The sequence below is a fragment of the Vibrio sp. Isolate25 genome, assembly GCF_022398025.1.
Lineage (GTDB): Bacteria > Pseudomonadota > Gammaproteobacteria > Enterobacterales > Vibrionaceae > Vibrio > Vibrio coralliilyticus_A.
Genome location: NZ_JAKEUT010000001.1, coordinates 674,287 through 694,813, shown reverse-complemented (window position 1 = coordinate 694,813; position 20,527 = coordinate 674,287). Strand labels below are relative to the sequence as shown.

Below are 20,527 nucleotides of genomic sequence, written 5' to 3'. Positions count from 1 at the left end.
TCTCTCTATATTCATTTAACCTAAAGGATAGAGTTAGCGTTCACCAAAGGCGACACTAACATTGGTATAGATCGGTTTCCAAAGATACTGAAATACGGACTTTTCGCCTGTCGTAATATCTGCTTCTCCTGTCATACCTGGTAGAATTGAAAACCTTTCAGGATCATTATGAAAGTAGGGTTCGTCAACAGAGATAAAGACTTCATAGAAGATTTCACCTCGCTCATTCTGACTGGTTGTCGGAGAAATTTTTTCTACTTCTCCAATTAAAGCTCCGAAGCGACTGTAATCGAACGCATCAACTTTAACTCGGGCTGGTTGTCCTTCATGAACAAAGCCAATATCCCTAGGTGATAGCTTAGCTTTAAAGTCCGCTTTCCCCGTTAAAGGGACGATTTCTACCACTACGCCACCAGGTTGAATTACACCACCAACTTGAGTACTGGGAACGCTTTGTACCAGCCCTTTCAATGGTGAGGTCACAACTGTGTTTGTCACTTTCGCCTCACTCGAACGCACTCTCGCATTTAAAGCAGACAAATCTGAAACAGCTTTTGAGCGTTCATCACTCAGTTTTGAACGAGACTCTGCCAGCAGCTGTTCTATTTTTTGCTCGTTGGTCGAAGCTTGCTTCTCAAGGACGGAGCGCTTACCTATTGCCTCCGCTATTTGCTGCTCAATACTTGCCATTTTTTGTCTCATCTCTAGCACTCTTAATCGAGAGATGTTCCCTGCCTTGAAGCCCTTTTCTAGTATATCGAGTTCTTGCTTGGTCGCTTGTAATTGCTTCTCGTAAGAGGGTAAGGCTTTTTTCACCGAACGAAGCTGCTCTGCAATTTGTTCACTATCCTTTTCTAATACCACCCGCTGTTGATAAAACAAGGCTTTTTGTGCACTCAACTGAGCCAGCTGCTCACTCACTAAAGCCGGATATTCTGCGGAATACAAAGAAAAATCAGGCTCTCTTTGATCAAGCAAAGCGTTCATCCTTTCTATACTCAGTGACAGCGTAACCTGCTGAGATTTAAGCTCATCCAAAGTTGTTTGTTGAAACGTTGCATCAAACTCCACTAGCGGTTGTCCAGCTTCTACTAAATCTCCTTTCTTCACCAGCACACGTTTGAGTTTTCCTCCAATTTCGCTTTGTAACACCTGCCGCTCCCCCTCAGGAATGACTGCCCCTTTCGCTTTGGCAATTTCATCCACTTGAGTTACCAGTGACCAAACAACGAAAGTGACCACGCAAATGGCTACCGCCCACGTCGCAATCAATAATGATTTTGACGTTACACTCGACTCCACTAGTTCACCGTATTTATGTTCAGCCATTGGATACCTCATTGATAAATTGTTGTTGCTCAGTTTCTTCTTGTTTTATTGGGCCTGCGTACGCTACGGAGCCATCATTTAATACGACCACCTTATCCGCTAGTTTAATTAAATCAGGATCATGAGAAGTGAAGATGATGGTTGATTGTCTTCTTTTACGGTGAACAAAATCTGTGAATACCTGTTTCGCCTTAGGGTGATAATCTGGAACAGGGTTATCCATTAACATGAGTTTGTAATCATAAACTAGTGCCTTAGCATCAATAAGGACTTGAGCAATCGTACCAGATAGAATATCGAACAAGCTGTCCGGTATGAGTGAGCTAATCACCGTATCTAAACCTTTAGGCAGCGAGTCATACCATGCGCTCCCCCCCACAAGAGCGAGTGCATCAACCATCTTCTGATCGGTCACCTGCTTCCCATCAGCTAGCCATTCCCTTACCGACAGAGAGAGTAAGTCTGGATAGGCTGCGCGGATGAAACACCAATGACGGAATAGTTGTGGGTCATATTGAGACAAATTCACCCCTTCAAGCTCAATCGCACCATTCTGTGCAACTTGAAGCCCCGCTAGAGATTCTAGCAACGTAGATTTACCACTACTGGATGGTCCTGTAATAGCAACAACTTCTCCTCTGCCTATCTCAAAGCTCACCGCGGAGAGAGCAGGACGTATCTGTTTTGGATATCGAAGCGTCAGTTGGTCTATTTTAATGGAAGGGGCATGATCAGGTAATGCGTGATGCTGATAGCTGAAATCACGCTCTGAAGGTTGGGCAAGTAAGCGATTAATTTGCATTTTAGACTGATTAAAGCTGGCAAACCTTGACGCACTGTTGGCTAGCATTTGAGCTGGCCCAGTAATACGAGAAATCAACATCATCGCGGCGATTAACCCACCTGGACTCAATACCTCTTCGAAAATCAAACCAATTCCAAGCCCCATAACAGCGATTGTTGAGCCTAAGGTGATAGCGTAATAAATAGAGGTGTACCTGTGCTGTCTAATCGCTTGATTAAACCCAACTTTTGAAGCAAGGAAGTTTGCCTTATCAAAACGTTTCAACCAATACGGCGCAAAACCAGAGGTGCGTAAATAAACCAGTTTTAAGGAGAGCTCATTAATAAGATTCTGTCGATTGGTACCTGCTATGGTCGACTGCATTGAGCTCTTACTAGAATTAGCCAACGCGTGCTTGGAAAATATGGCATACAATATAAGCGAAGCAATAGGTACTAAGACAAGCCAACCGCCCAAAATCCCGATAGCAAGAATAAAAATAACAACGAACGGGATATCAAACAGCGCTCCTCCCAACGGCCCCGACAAAAGGCTCGATACCCTTTCCGATAAGAGAATCTGATTCTGTTGGTTGAACGCGATCGATTGCTGATTCTGAGTGTACGAATTTTTAAGAGTTTTTTTGACTAATGCTTGAGAAACCTCTCGGCTTAAACGATTAGCTAAGCTGACCAATACTTTTCCGCGTAAGGTTCTAAGCAGCCCCATCATGACAAAAAGAAGCGCTGCACCAATGGTAATTCCCAATAACTCATGCGCTGCATCTCCTCCAATCACATGGTCATAAATTGCCATAGTGATAAATGGAAGACCTAAGGCAAAAACATTCGTGAAGAAGCTTACAATAAGTAATTTCGGTAGCATTGGCTTAAATGCATCGAGCCTTTCACCAGTCCAATCCGAAGGGTGCTTTTCTAATGGCAACCCCAACACAACCACGTAAAAGTCGGCAGGCTGGCTTTCCACTTCCAAATTTACGCCATCACACACTTCGATACGCCCATCTTTATAAACAGCAAGATAATACTTCGAGCTCTGATCCCGGTTAAGCTTAGGAACAATTTCATAGGGAAGATAAATCCGGTCAAACAACGATAACAATTCATCGATATTCTCAAGCCCATTTTCATCAATCCACTGTTTAGAAAATAATTGTATATTAGTACTGACTTCCAAGCCTTTTAGCAAAGCGATTCCGGCTTGTTCGTAACTGTTCATCATGCTGCCGCCCCTTGCTTCTCTTCCACAATCATAGTTCTATCCGTAAGTTCAATGATTGCCGGATGATGAGAAACCAACACAATCATCCGCCCTTGAGTTTTTTCCTCTCGTAATACTCGATTAAGGGCTTCTAACCCATCAAGGTCGAGAGAGGCATCAGGCCTATCAAGAACCACTAATGGTGAGGTTGCAGCGAGCTGAGTAGCTAGGTTTAGGAGCTTGATATCGCCCATACTTAGTTGGCTCGAAAAAGCGTGGCCAACTTTCGTTTCTAGCCCGTCACTTAACTGAGCTAGTTTGCTGCTTACCCCAAGCTTTTGGGCATATTGTTGTGCCCTTTCGGTACGCTCTGGATCAAAACCACACAAATTGTCGAGTAAAGAGCCGCTGACTAACTGCCCTTTAACGCCAGCGTAAGAACTAATAGATGACAGAGATTCTATCGAAGCACTGTCATGATTTATGAGAAGGTCTCCGCTTTGAGCCCCGTCAACTCCAGCAATCACTCCAGCAAAGAAACTGTCGATGTGCCTTTCATCACTACTCAAATGAATGATCTCCCCTCTAGCCATTTCAAAAGAGACACTGTATGTGTGGCTATAACGTTGGGCGGTTAGGTTACATACGGCAATTGCATTCACTGATTTAATATCGCCTACTTCAAATGAATGTTGAGGCAAGTTACGAATTCGACCAATAGCCTGATTAGCGGAATGAATGGAGTTCAGTTTCACACACATGCCAATGAGGGCACTTAAAGGGGCAATCGCACGCCCCGACAAAATCGAGCATGCAGCTAAACCGCCTGTTGTAAGATCTCCATCAAGAACCCATATGCTACCGGTGATCACTATCACTACCGATGTCATTAAGGACGCTAATTGAATAAATTCTAGTGCAAAGGCGTTTTGTTGCTCTTCACTAGATTTGGATAAGAACCTTTCATCGTTAGTGCGTTTAAACTGACGATAAAGCCTCGACTCCACAGCTTGTCGTTTGATGCCTTGTAGAGTTTGTCCGAGTAGCAGCATAAATCCCTTTCGGTCTTGCTCTTTCTCTAACGCGTCTTCACCTAAACGCTTAGATTTTATCGAGGCCAGCCAAACGACTGCACTGGCTAAGACCCACACAGCAATAGGAACAAGTACTAAGCTGCCACCAATGTAATAAACTAAGCCGAGAAATAGGAGAGCAAAGGGAAAATCGATAAAACCGGAAACCATGCCCCCTGAATACCACTCTTTCACTCTCGATATAGACGATAAGCCATTGTCAACACTTGACGCTCCTAGCATGCGTAGTTCATTAGGCTTGGCATTAGTCACGGCTGAAACAAGTTGATCAAAGGTCTCTTTTTCCGTATTGCTTGCTGCAGCGGATAGTAACCAACTTCGCACATAACGAATGAATGATTCCAATAAAGCGGCAGTACATGCTCCAACGATTAGTAATGTTGCCGTACCGTAGCTCTGGTTCGGCAGGATGCGATCGTAAATTTGCAACACCGTCAATGGAACGGCAAGTGATAGAAGATTAATTAGAATCGAGGGTACCATCACCCTCCCAATGACATCTTTATTGATCGTCTGCGTCAGCTGCATACCTAGCTCCCCTGTATTCATATGAGATAAGGTTGGTATACAGTAGGGGGTTATTCAAGTTAAGGTTCTGAATTTTAGATTAAATTTGATACATGACGACAAATTACATTGGCCATCAGCAATTGACCGCTTACGCCTGAGAAAAAGAACTAGTGTGTTCTGGCCAAAAAACACTCAAGGTTCTTTCAGTTTTTCGTTCCCTAACATACATTTCTAAACAACTTGATGGAACTATTTCCAGTTAGCCTATCAATGTCCAAAAACAGCCATAGGATTTCCGCCTTTATCAGTTAAATCTCTACTATGCCCTCCCCTGATAATGATAAAATCTCCATATTAGTACTATCGAGAAATTCTATGTTTATCCATCGCGTTAACGACATTGACTGGCTGGTGATTACCGCTTTTGAAGAACTGAAAACCATATTCATCGAAGAAGCCGGGGCAATCCCCTCTTGCTTCTCTACTGCGAGTGAATTGAACCTGATTGACCAAGCCAAGCGTACTTATGGATATTTGCCCAAACTCAGCGGCGTAGTCACAGATACCGGTACGTTTCAAAGCCAAGATAACGAAGAAGATTTGAACCCACAACTTGCCTGCCTAGTTGAAGGGCGTGGACGAGTGTTTATCTATCACGGCGGCTTTGTCGCTTTTGTGGATGACGAACAAACCTTTATTACCCGACTTGACTAACAACCATTCGGAAAGTTGAAAGCTGCGGTTAAGTGAGGATCTGTCCCCCTAACATGGTATATAAGAGGGATTAGAACAATCTGTCAGATTTGATTACATCGTCATTTTGGACTGACAGATTGAATCCTTACTAGCCCACAATAAGAGTGATTCTATACGATCTTATTTTTCACAGTAACTAGTACCGTAACGTTGAGAATTTGCCTTTCGACCATTTGGACCTACTGAGTAAAAAGTAGTGATCTCATCGCCTTTTACACTCACAATCACTGCGTAGTGTTCAGGATGGTCATTGGTTTGTGGGATTTTATGGAAACAACTCCTTCTATCCGCTAGGTCAAAGTAACCTTTGGTGGCTTGATAAAGAATTTCATCTGCATTCATTTCCATGTTGTAACCGTTGACAGGCTTCAACTTCCATTTGCTTTCATTGTTGAGATAGCTCGTAGGAATTGAGTAGATCCCCTTTTCCGGCACAACCTCATTGCCCGAATCAAAACATTTATCATTGTTTGGTGGACACATAGAAATGACTCCCATTTCGTATAGTTCTTTATATCTTGGGGCATAATGTAACCCGCCAAGACTACCGTCACTTTCTCTCTCTCCACAGAATATATGGTCAAACCCATCATTCTTGGTCCACAATGTTACGAGCTTCTCTATGTTTAAAGATTCATCAATAGATAGCAGTTTCTTTGTGATATCTGGATAATTTTCAAATAAAGATTGTAGGTCCTGTTCAGATACACCACTTCCCCATTCTCCACATATTCTCAGTACTTCTTTATCAATGGGTTTGTTTTTAAATGTATATTCAGGAGCGAAAGCCGTATTAGGGTCATCATCAAAAAATGGGACTTGCTGGGCGTGAACATTGATGGCTGTGAAAAGAAGAGCCAATGATGATATTGCTAATTTCATGTTTATTTCCCTTTTTGATTATCTATTAGAGGTCATACTGTATTTTTGGGCCACTACATATCTCCTACCCACACTTGATTTGGAGCAGATTATCACATAGATCTTCATATGACCCTTGTTCGCCACTCAAAAGAAAGGCCCCAAAGGAGCCTTATTCGTGCACGATTGCTTGTGTGCAATTCTTAAGCTTGGGAATTCAATAGGGTTTGTAATTTTCGGTGTTCCAACTTAGCCCACTAGACGATAGTCACTTATCTATTGACAATAATCGTGTCGAACGCGCCATTAAACAGCTAATGAGAGCGCAATGCTTTACAGCATCGTAGAGTCAGTGAAAGTAAACGGCCTTAACACGGTCAAGTGCATTGTAGCCTCGTTGCTTCATGGAGTGTTTACTTTAACGACGTCCCATCCAAAAATACTCAGACTCACCATCCTGATAGAAATGTTCAACAGCCGCCCTCAAAGTCCCCGCTTGAATATGGCCTAATTTAACTAGCCGGTCACCATGAGCATAAATAATATCCGCAGCTGACATAAAAATACCATCTGAAGCGTCAACCATATGAACAGTTCCCCCTCTACTTTGTGCAAACCTATGAGCGACATACACATTAGAAGTAAAGGATTGAACTTCTCCAGCACTCCCGCTAGTTCTTGAAGTGTGCTTAATGATCGAACTCATACGCTCATCGAGATTTGGGTAAGAGTCTGGTAAACTCAAGGCAAACACATCACCTCGATAATATTTACTATTAGGCCCCTTAGGGATAGAAGACTTGAAATCGTTGCGTGTTTTCCCCAGCAGATTAAGTATTTGATCAAGGCAAGATTTACGACTTTCTTTTTGCTGTGCTGCTTTCTCACGCTTAGCGATAACCCGCCTTCTATTATCAGCCCATCGTTTCTCATCAGTTTCATCAGACGTTAATTCAGCCCTGCGTTCTAGGCGTTGGTGTGCAGCACGTTCTCTTGCGGTTTTTTGTCTTACTTCTGGTTCTAAACGTTTGGATTTATATCTCATAGGAGTAGGCTTTAATGATAAATAACAAGGATGATAACCATATTTTCAGTAGCTTATAATTCCCAGTAAGACAATCTGACGATTTCACTAACAAAAAAGTCACTTTGACAAATCAAGCACTGCCGGAGTTAGTTTTTCAGAGATCTTTTCTAAACAGGAAACTGCCACAATACATGCTTTGACGTTGCTGCTGTCGTGGTAATGAGAATAAGCACATCCCCATTCTTTATCAATTTTGTCCAAATGCATCACCTGGCCAATCTATATGAAAGATTGCTTCAAAATTGAAGCTACAACCGTTTAAGGGTACCTGTTATATGTACAGTGAATTAGTTACTTTTTATAAACCCGATATATTAATGATTTAAAAATTGCTAAATAGCTTTAAGCAAAAAATGGCAAGAGTCAGGTTTGGCCTTTGTCCTCCATTCGCTCTGATGCTTATTGCAACTCATTTAGGGGCAAAAACAAGTGAACATGAACCTTGCTGACCTAAGGGCACAAAATGAGTTTCAGAAATCAATAGAGCAGTAACTAGTGTGGCGTCAAGCGCTGCTTAGCTATATCAACCATATAAGATCAAAAAAGCGAGCACGAGGCTCGCTTTTTAACTATCTGTTTTGTTATATATTACAGCAATTCTACCGATTGTTGGGCAATCACAAATTCTTCATTGGTTGGAATAACCATAGCAACCGCATTGAGCATATCTGATTTTGCAATGATACCTGCGCGTCCGAATCGGGCATCTTCGTTGCCCTGCTCGTCTTCAATAAAGCCAAGTAGCTTGAGGTTGTTCAGTATTTCACGGCGAATAGGTAGTGAGTTTTCACCAATACCGCCGGTGAAAATAATCGCATCTAACGCATTCAGCGGAATCAAATATGAGCCAATGTACTTGGCAACACGATAAGTGAAGACTTCAAAAGCAAGTTTAGCCCCCTCGTGTCCCTTTTCCATTGCTTCTAAAATACCGCGCGCATCAGACGTCAAACCAGAAACCCCCAAGAAACCAGACTTCTTATTCAAAGTCTCAAACACCTTCTCTTGGCTCCAGCCTTTTTTCATTAGAAACTCAATTATTCCTGGGTCAAGATCCCCAGAGCGAGTTCCCATCATCAAACCGGCTAATGGTGTAAAGCCCATTGATGTATCAACAGACTGACCGTTGCTGATCGCGCAGACCGAGGCTCCGTTACCCAAGTGAACAGAGATAAAACTCGACTCTTCCACACGTTTATTGAGCATTTTGGCTGCTTCACGGCTTACAAAATAGTGACTAGTGCCGTGGAAACCGTATCGGCGGATGCCGTATTCTTTATACAGTTCGTTAGAAATCGCACCAGTAAATGCCTTCTGAGGCATAGTTTGGTGGAATGCCGTGTCAAAAACAGCAAATTGAGGAAGGCTTGGGAATGCTTGCATGGCTGCTTGAATCCCTTTTGCGCCTGCTGGGTTGTGGAGCGGTGCCAGATCAGACAAGCTTTCAATTTCTGCTAGAACTTCGTCATTAATACGAACTGTGGAGGTGAATTTCTCGCCACCATGCACGATACGGTGTCCCACAGCAACTAGATCGTTTGTCAAACCTAATGACTCCATCAGGCTAACAATTCGGTTAATTGCGTGTTGATGATGATTGTCTGGAGCAGTGATGGCCTCTTCTGTCTTCTCACCTTTATACTTCCAGCCAATGACTGCTTCAGAGAGCCCAAAACACTCTCCTAAGCCTGTGATAACAGCGTCACCTGTAATGGAGTCGATCACCGCAAATTTAAGAGAAGAGCTACCAGAGTTAATAACCAGCACAAACGAGTTAGACATGGAGTATGTATCCTGTTTCAGACTGAATTTTGGAAGCAAAGTGCTTCTTTTTGTGTGCCTTACATTATTCAATATTTTTTTAATGATTCAACTTTATTTTAAAGAAGGACCTGTAGGAAACGATTTTTTGTTGATCTAACGCAACTTACGCTTTATTTCTAGCCATAAATTTAATGTTAGTTTTATAAATATGAAATCCAAGCCTAAACTCTATTAACAGAGTGACACTTTTGCGAGTTTACCCAAACCTGTTCCTTATGGTCTAACTAGTGACGACTTTATCTATTGTTCTGGTCATTTCAGGCATCATCATTCTATTAGCGGGGTACGTTCCCGCTAATAAAGTTTGTCGGAAGACAAAGCACTTAGGGTGGCAGGTTTTAAGCTACTTAATTCTTGGTTTCGTCGCCGGCTATACCTTTGTTTTAGTAGCTATTTTTTATGATCCTATTGTTACTCCTGTATTATTTGGCCTCTGCATCATTCTTTTTTGCGGTAGCATTTTCGTGTATATGGTGACCACCTACAGCTTACAAAGCATCAACCAACTCCATGTTCTAGCCGACGAAGAAAAGCACAATGCGCTTCACGACTCACTCACCACACTCCCCAACCGAAAACACTGTATAGAAACAATTGAGTTCTTAATTGAGTCCGATACCCCCTTTGATTTGATGCTGCTTGATATCGTGAATTTCAAGCAAGTTAATGATGGAATGGGTCACTTCTGTGGGGATCAGTTATTGATTCAAATCGGCCAACGAATTTCATCTCTGCTGCGTAAAGAAGATTTCATTGCCAGAATTGGTGGTGATGAGTTTGTTCTTATTTGTCCAAATAGCAGTGAATCCGCATCAAAAGTATTGGCTAAGCGTATTGATACAGAACTGCGCAAACCCTTTTGTATCGACGGTTTTGAGTTGAGCACCGGTGCAATTATTGGCTTAAGCGAATTTCCAAGACACGGAGAAGACGCAGAACAAATCATTAATACCGCTGATGTTGCTATGTATTGGGCCAAAAAGTCTGGTCGCTTGTTTGCGTGCTATGACGATAAAATGAGCCAAGGAGCCAAGAAAAAACTGCGCATCACTCGCGAAATTGATGCCGCACTTCTTAATGACGAGTTTTGTATCTATTACCAGCCGATCCTGTGCGGGAAAAGCGCGATTGTTTCTGGCTACGAAGCACTAATCCGCTGGCAAAAAGAAGATGGTACCGTGATGAGTCCGGTCGAATTCATTCCTATTGCAGAACAAAGTAACAAAATCACCTCCATTACTAGTTGGGTCCTTAATCAGGTGTCTACCGATATCGAAAAGCTAAAATCTGAGAACATTCGATGTCCTGTACATATCAACTTATCTGCGAAAGATCTCATGGGAAATAACCTCAAAAGGCATCTTGAAAAGTTGATTCAGATATACCCCGATATCACAGAAAACCTCATTCTGGAAATAACAGAAAGCACAGCGATTAATCGTTTAAGAAGCCCTGAAGAATTACTAGAAAGCCTCAAAATTCTCGGCTTCAAGATCAGCTTAGACGATTTCGGAACGGGCTATTCTTCCCTCTCGCTACTCAGAGACTTACCCGTTGACCAGATCAAAATTGATCGATCTTTTTTGTATCAACTAGAAACCAATCAGCGTAACAGCTCGATTGTCTCAAATGCCATCGCATTGGCCCATGGCCTCGGCTATACCGTCGTCGCTGAAGGGGTTGAAGATAACAGCGTTCTCGAACTATTAAGGCATTACGGCTGCGACTATATTCAGGGCTTTCTGTATAGCCCTGCGTTAAAAATCGATGAGGTAATCCGTTGGACTCACAATCATAACCCCCCTCATATCATTGAATTAGCGGAGGAAACGTAAGGAGAGCCCAGAAATTTTACCCACCATTTCTACCCACCTTTCATTTTCCACGGTAAGCTTTTCCTTTTGACTGCCATAAAACGATTGGCCTAAAAGTCTGAAAGTAGTAAAACTGATCATGAAATTTCGATGCGAACAACTTACCCATTGGCAGAGGTTCCCCATGAATATAGGCTCAGTAGCGAAACTTACCGGATTATCCAGTAAGTCCATTCGCCTGTACGAGGAAAAAGGCGTCATTTCTTCCCCTAGCCGCAGTGAAGCAGGTTATCGAGAATATAATGAACAGCATGTTCAAGAGCTTAACTTGGTTTCAAGAGCCAAAAATGCCGGCTTTTCACTGGCGGAGTGTAAAGAATTTGTCGAACTCGCCCACAACCCAAAACGGAAAAGCAGTGAAGTAAAAGCGAAAGCTCAGGAAAAGCTAAAAGAGGTGGAAATCAAGATTCGGGAATTGAAAGAAATTGAAAAGCAATTGAAAGGCTGGGTGAATGCCTGCCCTGGTAATGAAAGCAGTGAATGTCCTATTATTGAAGATCTGACCAAGTAGACTTGGTTATTTTCCTAATCTTTTCAACCCTTCACCATGAAGTACATCCGCAGATCATGTAACATTGAAAGACCACACTGATAGATCGGATGTCTTCATGGAAGCAGAATTACTGGAAATAAAAAATTTCCTCTCTCAGCACCCTCCCTTTGATGAACTAGAAGAGGAAGTCCTTAACTTCATCACCAAACATGTCGAAATTTCTTATTTTCGCGAGGATACGCCCGTCATCCATTTTGGTGATGAAATCCACGATTTATACATGGTTCGGAGTGGCGTCGTTGAAGTCTATCGACGTAAAGGTGAGCTCTATAATCGCCTCGATGAAGGAGCCCTATTTGGTCAAATGGGCCTGTTGACCAACAATAAAGTTCGCTTTCCGGTCAAAGCTATAAAAGACACCTTGGTATACTGCATCCCTGAGCCCGTATTTCAGGAGCTCTACGACAACCACGAAGCTTTCGCTGACTTTGTAGAGGTCGAAGATACCGCCCGCTTACGCCAAGCCGTTTCAAGCACCAATGAACAAAACGATCTAACGACGTCCAAAGTGCGCACTTTGCTGACAGGCGAAGCCCCCTTCCTAGAGAAAACAGAAACTATTCAGAATGCCGCGATAAAAATGGCTGAAGAAAACGTTTCATCGCTGTTAATCATTGATCCAGATATCCTCGAGGATAACGAAGAAGATAACTCACCGCTTGTCGGAATCATTACAGACCGAGACCTATGTACCCGAGTACTCGCCGAGGGACTCGATGCCAGTGATGAAGTATCCAGTGTGATGACCACTGAGGTTATTTCGTTAGACCACAATGCCTACGTCTATGAAGCTATGCTCACGATGCTACGCTATAACGTACACCACCTTCCAGTTTTGAAAGACAAAAAGCCCATTGGTATTATTGAAGCCACCGACATTGTTCGTTATGAATCCCAAAACTCTCTACTGCTAGTGAGTAGCATCTTCCAACAGCAATCCATTGAAGAACTCGCTTCCCTATCCGAGCAAGTCAAGGATAGTTTCGTGCGTTTGGTGAACGAAGATGCCAATTCGCACATGGTCGGGAGTGCGATGTCAGTGATAGGCAGAAGCTTTAAACAACGCATTATTGAACTGGCAGAAGAAGAGCTGGGCGAGCCTCCTATTCCCTATTGTTTTCTCGCTTTAGGTTCAATGGGGCGAGATGAACAGATCCTGGTAACCGACCAAGATAACGCCATTATTCTAGATAATTCATACGTTGAAGAAGAGCACAACGAATACTTCGATGCGCTGGCGAAGAAAATCTGTGATGGATTAAACGAATGCGGTTACACCTACTGTACTGGCGATATTATGGCAACCAACCCTGACTGGCGCATGACAAGGACAGAGTGGGAAGAATGTTTTGCTGACTGGATTGATGATCCAAATCCAAAAGCACTTTTAAATGCCTCTATCTTCTTTGACTTGGTCGGTGTTTACGGTCGTCTGAAGTGGGCTGAGCAGCTCAATGGTTTCATCGTCAGGCGCGCACGTAGAAACAACCGTTTCTTAGCCTGTTTAGCTCGAAACGCGATGAATCGCACCCCACCACTCGGATTCTTTAAAGATTTTGTCATGGAGAAAGACGGCCAGCATAAGAATTCCATCAACCTCAAACGTCGTGGCACTGCCCCTCTTGCAGATCTGATCCGTGTACATGCTTTGGCGGTTGGCTCGCGTTCAACCAACTCATTTGAGCGTCTTGATGACATTCACGAAGCCGGCATTCTCCCCAAAGGGAAAGCACGAGATTTACGAGATGCCTTAGAGTTCATCTCCATGGTGCGTATTCGCCACCAAGCTTTTGATGTCGAAAATCAAATCGAGCCAGATAACAACATTGAACCAGAGAACTTGTCCGACTTTGAGCGTCGCAACTTAAAAGATGCGTTCCAAATTCTCAGTAATGCACAAAATTTTCTTAAGTTCCGCTACCAAGCCAGCAATAACTTTAAGTAGGTAAATGATGATCAGAAAAATGATGCACACGCCTGCCATTGACTGGGAAAACAAGTTTGCGGCAAAGCAACAAACAAGTCGAGATGCTTCACTCAAGGACTATTACAATGCTGGCATCCCTAGTGCTGAAACCAACCTCGAAGATGTAACCTTTTTGGCGATGGATTTTGAAACAACAGGTTTGGATTCCGACAAAGACGACATTATCACGATTGGTACGGTGCCGTTTAATCTCAATAGGATCTTCATTAACCAAGCCCATCACTGGACAGTACGACCGCGCCAGCAATTGGCTGAGGAATCTGTCATTATTCACGGCATCACACACAGTGATATTCTTGACGCCCCTGATTTATCAAATATTTACGATCAGGTGTTGCAACAGATGTCAGGTAGAATCATGGTGGTGCATTATCAAAGAATAGAGCGAGAGTTTCTTGATCGAGCACTGAAAGACCGCATCAATGAAGGTATCGAGTTTCCTGTTGTCGATACGATGCACCTTGAAACACTCCATCAACAGCGCCTACGTGGTGGGATTCTCAATAAAGTTCTGGGCAAGAAACCTGCCTCGGTCAGATTAGGCGCAAGCCGTGAACGTTACGGCCTTCCACCTTACACACCACACCACGCTTTAACTGATGCAGTCGCTACTGCCGAACTACTGCAGGCACAAATCGCTCATCATTACGAACGGACGACAAAACTGAATCAAGTGTGGATTTAAAAATAATATAGAGCCAGTGCAGAAACCACCTTATAAGAAGGTGGTTCTACCAACAAACTTTACAAACGATGAATGGGTTTAAAAAACAAAAAAGCCCCCGAATCTGGGAGCTTCCATCGTTCATTCAAAAAGGAAAACAAAAATGTTATGAATGAAACAGCAATTATTTTGAGCTTGTCATCTCTTTCTTAACCATTACAGCTGACGTGACGATGAAAGCGATGATGAGACCTAGCTCCATTGATAACCCCTATTGTTTGCAAAGTTGATAGACTGGACTGATTTTTAAACAGCGCCATTCTAACACTTTTAAAGATCAATGATAGTTATTAACGAGATTTTTACGATTTTTGTCGACTCAGATCAAAATCGGTGCGCCTAGCCTCATTTTCAACAAATTTGTTCATCAAAATTACTGTTATTTGTGTTAAAAGATTATGCTAAATACATCCTACTTCATGGTAACTTTTCCGCCAATAATTTTATAAGCTGGCGTTCCTCTTATTAAAGTTTCTCTCGCAAACTCTCTATCGCACTCAGGGCAATAGCATGTCTTTTTTGTATAGTCCTCAACGATCCGTTCTTTAAAGCACTTCACTAAAGCCCCTTTACCACCTTTACGATACTTGAACAGTTTGGATTGACACTTAGAGCAATAAATATCGACCGTTTTGTTCGGTTGCTTCTTATTCGGTTTGGCCATTTAACATCTCTGAACTTTGAATAAGCTTCTCTGGTTTTAACCAGACCTGACTGAAATCAAACCAACCCAACGCGTTACATTTAGCATTCTGTAATGAGCCACATTGGTCTTTGCTAATACCCAACCAACAATGAAACATAGGGATAATCTGCATTCGTTCAACTAGAGATTTACCTAAGTCTTTTGCTGGGAATGCACTATTTTCTTCTGCCTGCCACACCTCAACCAAGCCAGACCAATATTTGAAATCTTCGGGTTTGCTTAATTGTTCAATATCGCTGTAGTTAAGCAACCATCCCGCTAGTCCATCTTCTCGGTTGTTGGCGATCCCCATAGGCTTAACCCAGACATCAACATCATCAGCATCCGGTAAAGAAATGTCATACTTAATTAGCTCCACTTCAAGATTGTCTTGCTTCAACAATGATTCGATGCATTTCACTAAGGTTGGAAACATAGGGTGCTGACCATGGTAAGCAATGGTCACCTTTCGATAAGAAGGTGGTGACGTGTAATGCCCTTGCCTAGTGTGGTGATACCAGCCTGGCTTTAGGCCATGTGCAGGCAATACACCAAGCTCCACAATCTTTTCTTGAGGAAGCTCCTGATAGAGATTTAGCGAACCAAGCCTATGACTAAAGTAATTGGCCCAATCGTCAGATTTCGCAAGGCCACTTCGCCTATTCAACAGCAAATAGGTGCACCCCGGGTCCAATTCAACCTCATCACTGTAGGTCCCTGTTTCTGGCTTAATCGGATTAGTCATACTTGGGAACACCATTGACGAGTGAATATCATCAATAACCCAAACTTCTACACGATCCATTAAAGGTCTGAAGCCAAAATAACCATCAAAAGCCTGTAAAACAAGGCGTTTATCATCATTTTGAATTACCTTATAAGGGCCTGTCCCAATTGGGTTTAAATCATAATCTTCATCCCTAGACTTTTTAGGTAACAAGACTTTTGCATCCGACTCGGACAATAATAGCGGTAAATGATAGTTATCTTTACTTAATAACACGTCAATCACAAAACGGCCTGGGCTTACCACGTCATGGATATGTGAATACAGATTTTTCTCTTTAAGCTCCAACAATGAGTGCACAACAATATTGGTGGTAAGCAAATCGCCATTGTGAAAACGGACATTCGGCCTCAGATAAAAGCGCCAATGCCTTGGTGACAGCATTTCCCATGTGTGGGCAAGGTCTGGACAAAGTTTTTCGCTTTCATCTAAGCGTGTCAGGCCACTAAATATCTGACGTGCAATGTGCTGTTCTGAACGACGGACAGGTTTGGTAGGATTGAGCATTGACAGTGGACGATAATACGGTAAACGCAGAACTTGCTGCCCTTCAAGTTGCTGGACACCTAAATAGCTCTCAACTACCTGCGCAAGTTTAGCTGAGTCTTGGTCAAGCACTTTCAACGCCTGACCGATCTTACCTTCCTCTAAATATCGACGAGCAAGATTTTCACTGACATCGGTTCGGCTTCGCTTGAAGTTGAGCTGAGAAAGCTTTCCGCGACCTGGTGAGGGGTGCCATTCTATCCAGCCCTCTTCTTCCATTTTATTTAGCACGATACGTGCATTACGGCGGGTACAAAAAAGGATGTCGGTAATTTCTTCAAGTTGAACACCACAATCTTTGCCATTGTAATGCTCAAACAAGGTCTCGAACTGAACACGCAGTCTAGGGCTACTCATAAAGAGGAAATCTCATAGATTTATAACTAGATTAAGTTTCCTTATTTAATTTAAAGAAGCAAGTGAGTTTTAGTGTTATTGAATGTCGATCCCGATTTCACTCGCGATTTCGAACAGTTGTTGTGCGTTATCCAATTTAATCGACCACTTTGTCTCCGAGCCATTTGCAGCAATAACATTGGCACCTCGGCCTATGAGTTGAATCGCGTCGATTTGGGCAGAAAGAGTGATCATATGTTCCGAAGCAACTTTCACAACAATTTCATGCACCGTCACGATGATTTTTCCGCTTTTAAACTCAATGACCATTACTGGTTTACCTTAAGAGATTGCTTAACGTTGCGTTTTTTCTTAACCGCAATAGTCAATCGGCTAGTACATACAAGCCTTTGACGTTCATCAGTAATGTTAATTTGCCAAACTTGCGTCGATACACCGAGGTGAATCGGCTCTGCCCGGCCAATCACATAGCCTTCACGCATCGATCGAATATGGTTGGCATTAATATCCAAACCAACACAATACGCATCCTCATCAACACAGAAATTGGCAGCAACAGAACCCAGAGTTTCCGCCAAAACTACTGAGGCCCCACCGTGAAGCATACCTAAAGGTTGGTGAGTGAAGTGACAGACAGGCATTGTCGCTTCAATGAAATCTTCTCCAACGTTGCTATAAATAATCTTGAGGTGATCTATCAAAGTGTTTTCAGACGTCGCATTGAGACGCTCAAGATCAATGGGTCGTTTCCAGATAGTCATATAGATTCTCGTAATGATTCGTTACAACGCATTGTAACCTAATGGTATGATTAGCAAAATAATAAGAGTGAAACGGAGTAATCCATGCAAACATGGTTGAAACACACAACCCTAGCCGCCATCATAGGATTGGCCGCTTGTACCTCTTCACCCACAGGGCGCAATCAGTTACTGCTCTTCTCTGATAATGACATGAGTACGTTGGGCACCCAGTCTTTCGAGCAAATGAAGCAGCAACAGAAGATAAGTCAAGACTCAAAAATAAATGCCTACGTGCAATGTGTGGCGAAAGCCGTCACGAAGCAAGTACCGCAACAACCTGAGTTTAAGGAGTGGGAAGTGGTCGTATTTGACAGTGACCAAGTCAATGCTTTCGCTCTTCCTGGTGGCAAAATTGGCGTCTACACTGGCTTACTCAAAGTGGCAAAAAATGAAGACCAACTTGCCACTGTGATTGGTCACGAAATCGCTCATGTTCTCGCGGATCATAGTAATGAGCGTTTGTCCCAATCTCAGTTAGCAAATGCAGGATTACAAATCACCAGTATAGCTTTGGGCTCATCCGAATATGCCCAATACCAAAGTGCAACAATGGCAGCGTTAGGGCTCGGTCTGCAATACGGAGTGTTACTCCCTTACGGTCGAACGCAAGAATCAGAAGCAGACTTGGTAGGGTTGGAAATCATGGCTAAAGCAGGTTTTGACCCTAACCAAAGCATCAGTTTGTGGCAGAACATGGCGAAAGCTTCCGGTGGCAGTCAGCCACCTGAGTTATTGTCTACTCACCCTTCACATGGAACTCGGATCCACGACTTGTCAGAAAAAATAAAAACACTACCAAACTACAGCGTGAAAAAACCGAATTGTTCTTAAAGTAATGGGGAGCTCGTGCCCCCCATTCTTATGTTCCAAGAATCATCAGTGGTAAACGCAGTAATTGGTCACCAGTACTCGCGAAATACCAAATAATCCCAATCAATCCAGTCACTAACGCCAAGTACCATACCGCAGCGACGACTTGACCGTAACGATCGAGCGGCAGCAAGTGACTGTGATGCCGACTACGCCACTCAATCACGATTTCAAAAGTCCCTAAGGCAAGCAATAAGCCGAACAATGTCAGCCCTAGTGAATAACTCAGTGCAACCCCACCCAGTGCTGCAGCGGTACAGAGGAGAATCCCCATTAAGCTATTCATAGAAAAGCTAATGCTTTTTAAAATATGCCCACCATCAAGAGGTAATATTGGCAATAGGTTAAACAGGTTTAGAAATGCGTTAAATACAGCTAAACCGGCAAAGAACATCTCTCCCGTCACCCAATATAGTACTACCAGGATCAACGAGAGAACAAAGCCAAACATAGGCCCCATTATTGAAATGACTACATCTTGCCAACGTGTGTTGATCTTCTCATCACTGAGCGCCAAACCTCCTAGAAAAGGAACTAAATAGATACCTTTAGTCCTCATTCCAAAGTATTTCATCGCTTTAACGTGCCCATATTCATGGAAAATCAAGCAAGCAATTAACGCCAGTGCAAACTGGAAAGAAAACAGCCATGAGTATGCCGCGAGACTGGCTGATGCAAGCGCTACCTTAATGAGTTTTGCGCTCTTAAAAGCTTTTACACCAAGTGACAATAGACCCAACAGGCTCCATTTTTTCTCTGGTTGTAGCGGAGTGAATGGTGTCTGCTTTTCAATATCCTTCGTATCTCGGCTTCCTTGAACGACAAGCTGGTCATTCAATATCGCTTTATATTCGATCAGGAACGGTTGCCATTCCAAAGAGGTTTCAAGTCGACAAATCAGTTCTTCTTCACCATTAAGCAATTTAAACTCGTGTGCAGACTTTTTACCACGCTCTGAATCTGCGTCCAGTTGAGAGACCAATTGATTGTCCCAAAAAAGTTGTTGCCAGCCAGCGAGGGAACCTTCTAAGCGCAAAGGCTTTCCCAAAAAATCAATAGAAAGCAGTTCCAATGTTTGTCCTAGTAATTTGTTATATAAGCGGCGCCAATTATGCCAATTGTTAGACAAATGGCAAAGAAAACTCACAGATAATAGTGACACCGTCACACCTGCCATTCAGTTAAGAGTAAAAAGTAACTCAATGACACCTTCTCTATACTCCTCTGTTCAATATCCCTTTATTTTCGATGGATAAAGTGGATAATAGCGACCTTAATTAAGTCCCTATTAATATGTGAGTTCAATATGTCTTCTGAAGCGACCATGCTAGAGCGTTGTCAATCCAAATGTGAATTGTGCAGCGGTGATTCTCCACTGACAGCCTACGCTGTACCACCACATAGCCATGTTACTGTGGATCACGCCATTATGGTTTGCGAGAAATGTCTTGGCGAAATCGATGACCCGAAAGACATCAACCACTGGCGCTGTTTGAATGACAGTATGTGGAATCAAGTTCCAGGTGTACAAGTCACTGCATGGCGTCAGTTGACGCGCTTGAACAGTGAAAGCTGGGCACAAGATGCGCTAGATATGATGTACATGGAAGAAGAGCAAATGAACTGGGCCATGATTGGTATGTCTGCCGATGACAAGCCTCTTGACTGTAACGGCGTTGAGCTTAAAAAAGGTGACGACGTAACGGTTATCAAAGACCTACCTGTTAAAGGCACTAATCAAGTCATCAAGCAAGGTACCGTTATTCGAGGTATCAGCATCGGCGACGATCCTAAGCTAGTTTCTGGTAAGGCAAACGGCGGCCAATCCATGTACGTTATCGCTGAATACTGCCGTAAAAAGTAATTGTTACTTCA

The 20,527-nt window shown here is 43.0% G+C and carries 18 protein-coding genes and 1 pseudogene; 8 read left to right on the top strand and 11 right to left on the bottom strand.

Annotated features, from left to right (window positions below; all coding sequences use genetic code 11):
* Positions 1-33: 33 nt before the first annotated feature.
* From L1D15_RS03010 to L1D15_RS03000, 3 genes are read right to left on the bottom strand one after another with little or no spacing between them, the layout of a single operon-like run.
* A complete protein-coding gene (locus L1D15_RS03010; RefSeq protein WP_239864035.1) occupies positions 34-1,329 on the bottom strand; it encodes an HlyD family type I secretion periplasmic adaptor subunit in 1,296 nt (431 codons plus the stop codon).
* Positions 1,322-3,355, bottom strand: coding sequence for an ATP-binding cassette domain-containing protein (locus L1D15_RS03005; protein WP_239874622.1), 2,034 nt, complete (start codon positions 3,353-3,355; stop codon positions 1,322-1,324). The genes L1D15_RS03010 and L1D15_RS03005 overlap by 8 nt, the downstream gene beginning before the upstream one ends.
* Positions 3,352-4,956 (bottom strand): ABC transporter transmembrane domain-containing protein, encoded by a 1,605-nt coding sequence (locus L1D15_RS03000; RefSeq protein ID WP_239874621.1) that lies wholly within the window; start codon positions 4,954-4,956, stop codon positions 3,352-3,354. Before L1D15_RS03000 ends, L1D15_RS03005 begins: the two co-directional genes overlap by 4 nt.
* Before the next feature lie 357 nt (positions 4,957-5,313).
* Here L1D15_RS03000 and L1D15_RS02995 point away from each other — a divergent pair, with 357 nt between their 5' ends.
* Positions 5,314-5,652, top strand: coding sequence for a cytosolic protein (locus tag L1D15_RS02995; protein ID WP_239874620.1), 339 nt, complete (start codon positions 5,314-5,316; stop codon positions 5,650-5,652).
* Positions 5,653-5,814: 162 nt separating this feature from the next.
* On the opposite strand, the gene L1D15_RS02990 is transcribed toward L1D15_RS02995, so the two are convergent.
* Complete coding sequence (locus L1D15_RS02990; protein ID WP_239874619.1) at positions 5,815-6,576, bottom strand: EndoU domain-containing protein; 762 nt, start codon at positions 6,574-6,576, stop codon at positions 5,815-5,817.
* 239 nt (positions 6,577-6,815) lie between these two features.
* Here L1D15_RS02990 and L1D15_RS02985 point away from each other — a divergent pair.
* Positions 6,816-7,066 (top strand): annotated as a pseudogene (locus L1D15_RS02985) (hypothetical protein); the annotation flags it as partial.
* On the opposite strand, the gene L1D15_RS02980 reads toward L1D15_RS02985, so the two are convergent.
* Both L1D15_RS02980 and L1D15_RS02975 read right to left on the bottom strand, forming a co-directional pair.
* Positions 6,974-7,600 (bottom strand): hypothetical protein, encoded by a 627-nt coding sequence (locus L1D15_RS02980; protein ID WP_239874618.1) that lies wholly within the window; start codon positions 7,598-7,600, stop codon positions 6,974-6,976. The pseudogene L1D15_RS02985 and the gene L1D15_RS02980 overlap by 93 nt on opposite strands.
* Before the next feature lie 630 nt (positions 7,601-8,230).
* On the bottom strand, positions 8,231-9,424 hold the full coding sequence (locus tag L1D15_RS02975) for an acetate/propionate family kinase (protein ID WP_239874617.1): 1,194 nt from the start codon (positions 9,422-9,424) through the stop codon (positions 8,231-8,233).
* Positions 9,425-9,693: 269 nt separating this feature from the next.
* Here L1D15_RS02975 and L1D15_RS02970 point away from each other — a divergent pair, with 269 nt between their 5' ends.
* The 4 genes from L1D15_RS02970 to L1D15_RS02955 all read left to right on the top strand — a co-directional run bounded on the left by L1D15_RS02970 (position 9,694) and on the right by L1D15_RS02955 (position 14,565).
* Positions 9,694-11,301, top strand: a complete 1,608-nt coding sequence (locus tag L1D15_RS02970; RefSeq protein ID WP_239836296.1) for an EAL domain-containing protein — start codon at positions 9,694-9,696, stop codon at positions 11,299-11,301.
* A 163-nt stretch (positions 11,302-11,464) separates the two neighbouring features.
* The gene (gene cueR / locus L1D15_RS02965; RefSeq protein ID WP_239836295.1) at positions 11,465-11,851 is read left to right on the top strand and encodes a Cu(I)-responsive transcriptional regulator; all 387 of its coding nucleotides are present in this window, start codon (positions 11,465-11,467) and stop codon (positions 11,849-11,851) included.
* Between the two features lie 97 nt (positions 11,852-11,948).
* Positions 11,949-13,838 (top strand): DUF294 nucleotidyltransferase-like domain-containing protein, encoded by a 1,890-nt coding sequence (locus L1D15_RS02960; protein ID WP_239836294.1) that lies wholly within the window; start codon positions 11,949-11,951, stop codon positions 13,836-13,838.
* A gap of 7 nt (positions 13,839-13,845) precedes the next feature.
* Positions 13,846-14,565: a 3'-5' exonuclease gene (locus tag L1D15_RS02955; protein WP_239836399.1), complete on the top strand. Its 720-nt coding sequence runs from the start codon at positions 13,846-13,848 to the stop codon at positions 14,563-14,565.
* Between the two features lie 451 nt (positions 14,566-15,016).
* Here the strand turns inward: L1D15_RS02955 and L1D15_RS02950 are convergent, their stop codons facing one another.
* From L1D15_RS02950 to L1D15_RS02935, 4 genes are all read right to left on the bottom strand, one after another.
* Entirely contained in the window at positions 15,017-15,268 is a 252-nt protein-coding gene (locus L1D15_RS02950) for a hypothetical protein (RefSeq protein WP_239836293.1), read from the bottom strand.
* Positions 15,252-16,979 carry an SgrR family transcriptional regulator gene (locus L1D15_RS02945; protein WP_239874616.1) on the bottom strand — a complete coding sequence of 576 codons (1,728 nt, stop codon included), beginning with the start codon at positions 16,977-16,979 and terminating at the stop codon, positions 15,252-15,254. The genes L1D15_RS02950 and L1D15_RS02945 overlap by 17 nt, the downstream gene beginning before the upstream one ends.
* Before the next feature lie 75 nt (positions 16,980-17,054).
* On the bottom strand, positions 17,055-17,288 hold the full coding sequence (locus L1D15_RS02940; protein ID WP_239874615.1) for a DUF3389 family protein: 234 nt from the start codon (positions 17,286-17,288) through the stop codon (positions 17,055-17,057).
* On the bottom strand, positions 17,288-17,740 hold the full coding sequence (locus L1D15_RS02935; RefSeq protein WP_239874614.1) for a hotdog fold thioesterase: 453 nt from the start codon (positions 17,738-17,740) through the stop codon (positions 17,288-17,290). Before L1D15_RS02935 ends, L1D15_RS02940 begins: the two co-directional genes overlap by 1 nt.
* 84 nt (positions 17,741-17,824) lie before the next feature.
* Between L1D15_RS02935 and L1D15_RS02930 the strand changes: the two genes are divergently transcribed.
* A complete protein-coding gene (locus tag L1D15_RS02930; protein WP_239874613.1) occupies positions 17,825-18,613 on the top strand; it encodes a M48 family metallopeptidase in 789 nt (262 codons plus the stop codon).
* A 28-nt stretch (positions 18,614-18,641) separates the two neighbouring features.
* Here L1D15_RS02930 and L1D15_RS02925 read toward each other — a convergent pair whose 3' ends face one another.
* Positions 18,642-19,724: a site-2 protease family protein gene (locus tag L1D15_RS02925; protein ID WP_239864015.1), complete on the bottom strand. Its 1,083-nt coding sequence runs from the start codon at positions 19,722-19,724 to the stop codon at positions 18,642-18,644.
* 234 nt (positions 19,725-19,958) lie between these two features.
* Here L1D15_RS02925 and L1D15_RS02920 point away from each other — a divergent pair, with 234 nt between their 5' ends.
* Positions 19,959-20,516 carry a PhnA domain-containing protein gene (locus L1D15_RS02920; protein WP_239874612.1) on the top strand — a complete coding sequence of 186 codons (558 nt, stop codon included), beginning with the start codon at positions 19,959-19,961 and terminating at the stop codon, positions 20,514-20,516.
* Positions 20,517-20,527 lie beyond the last annotated feature (11 nt).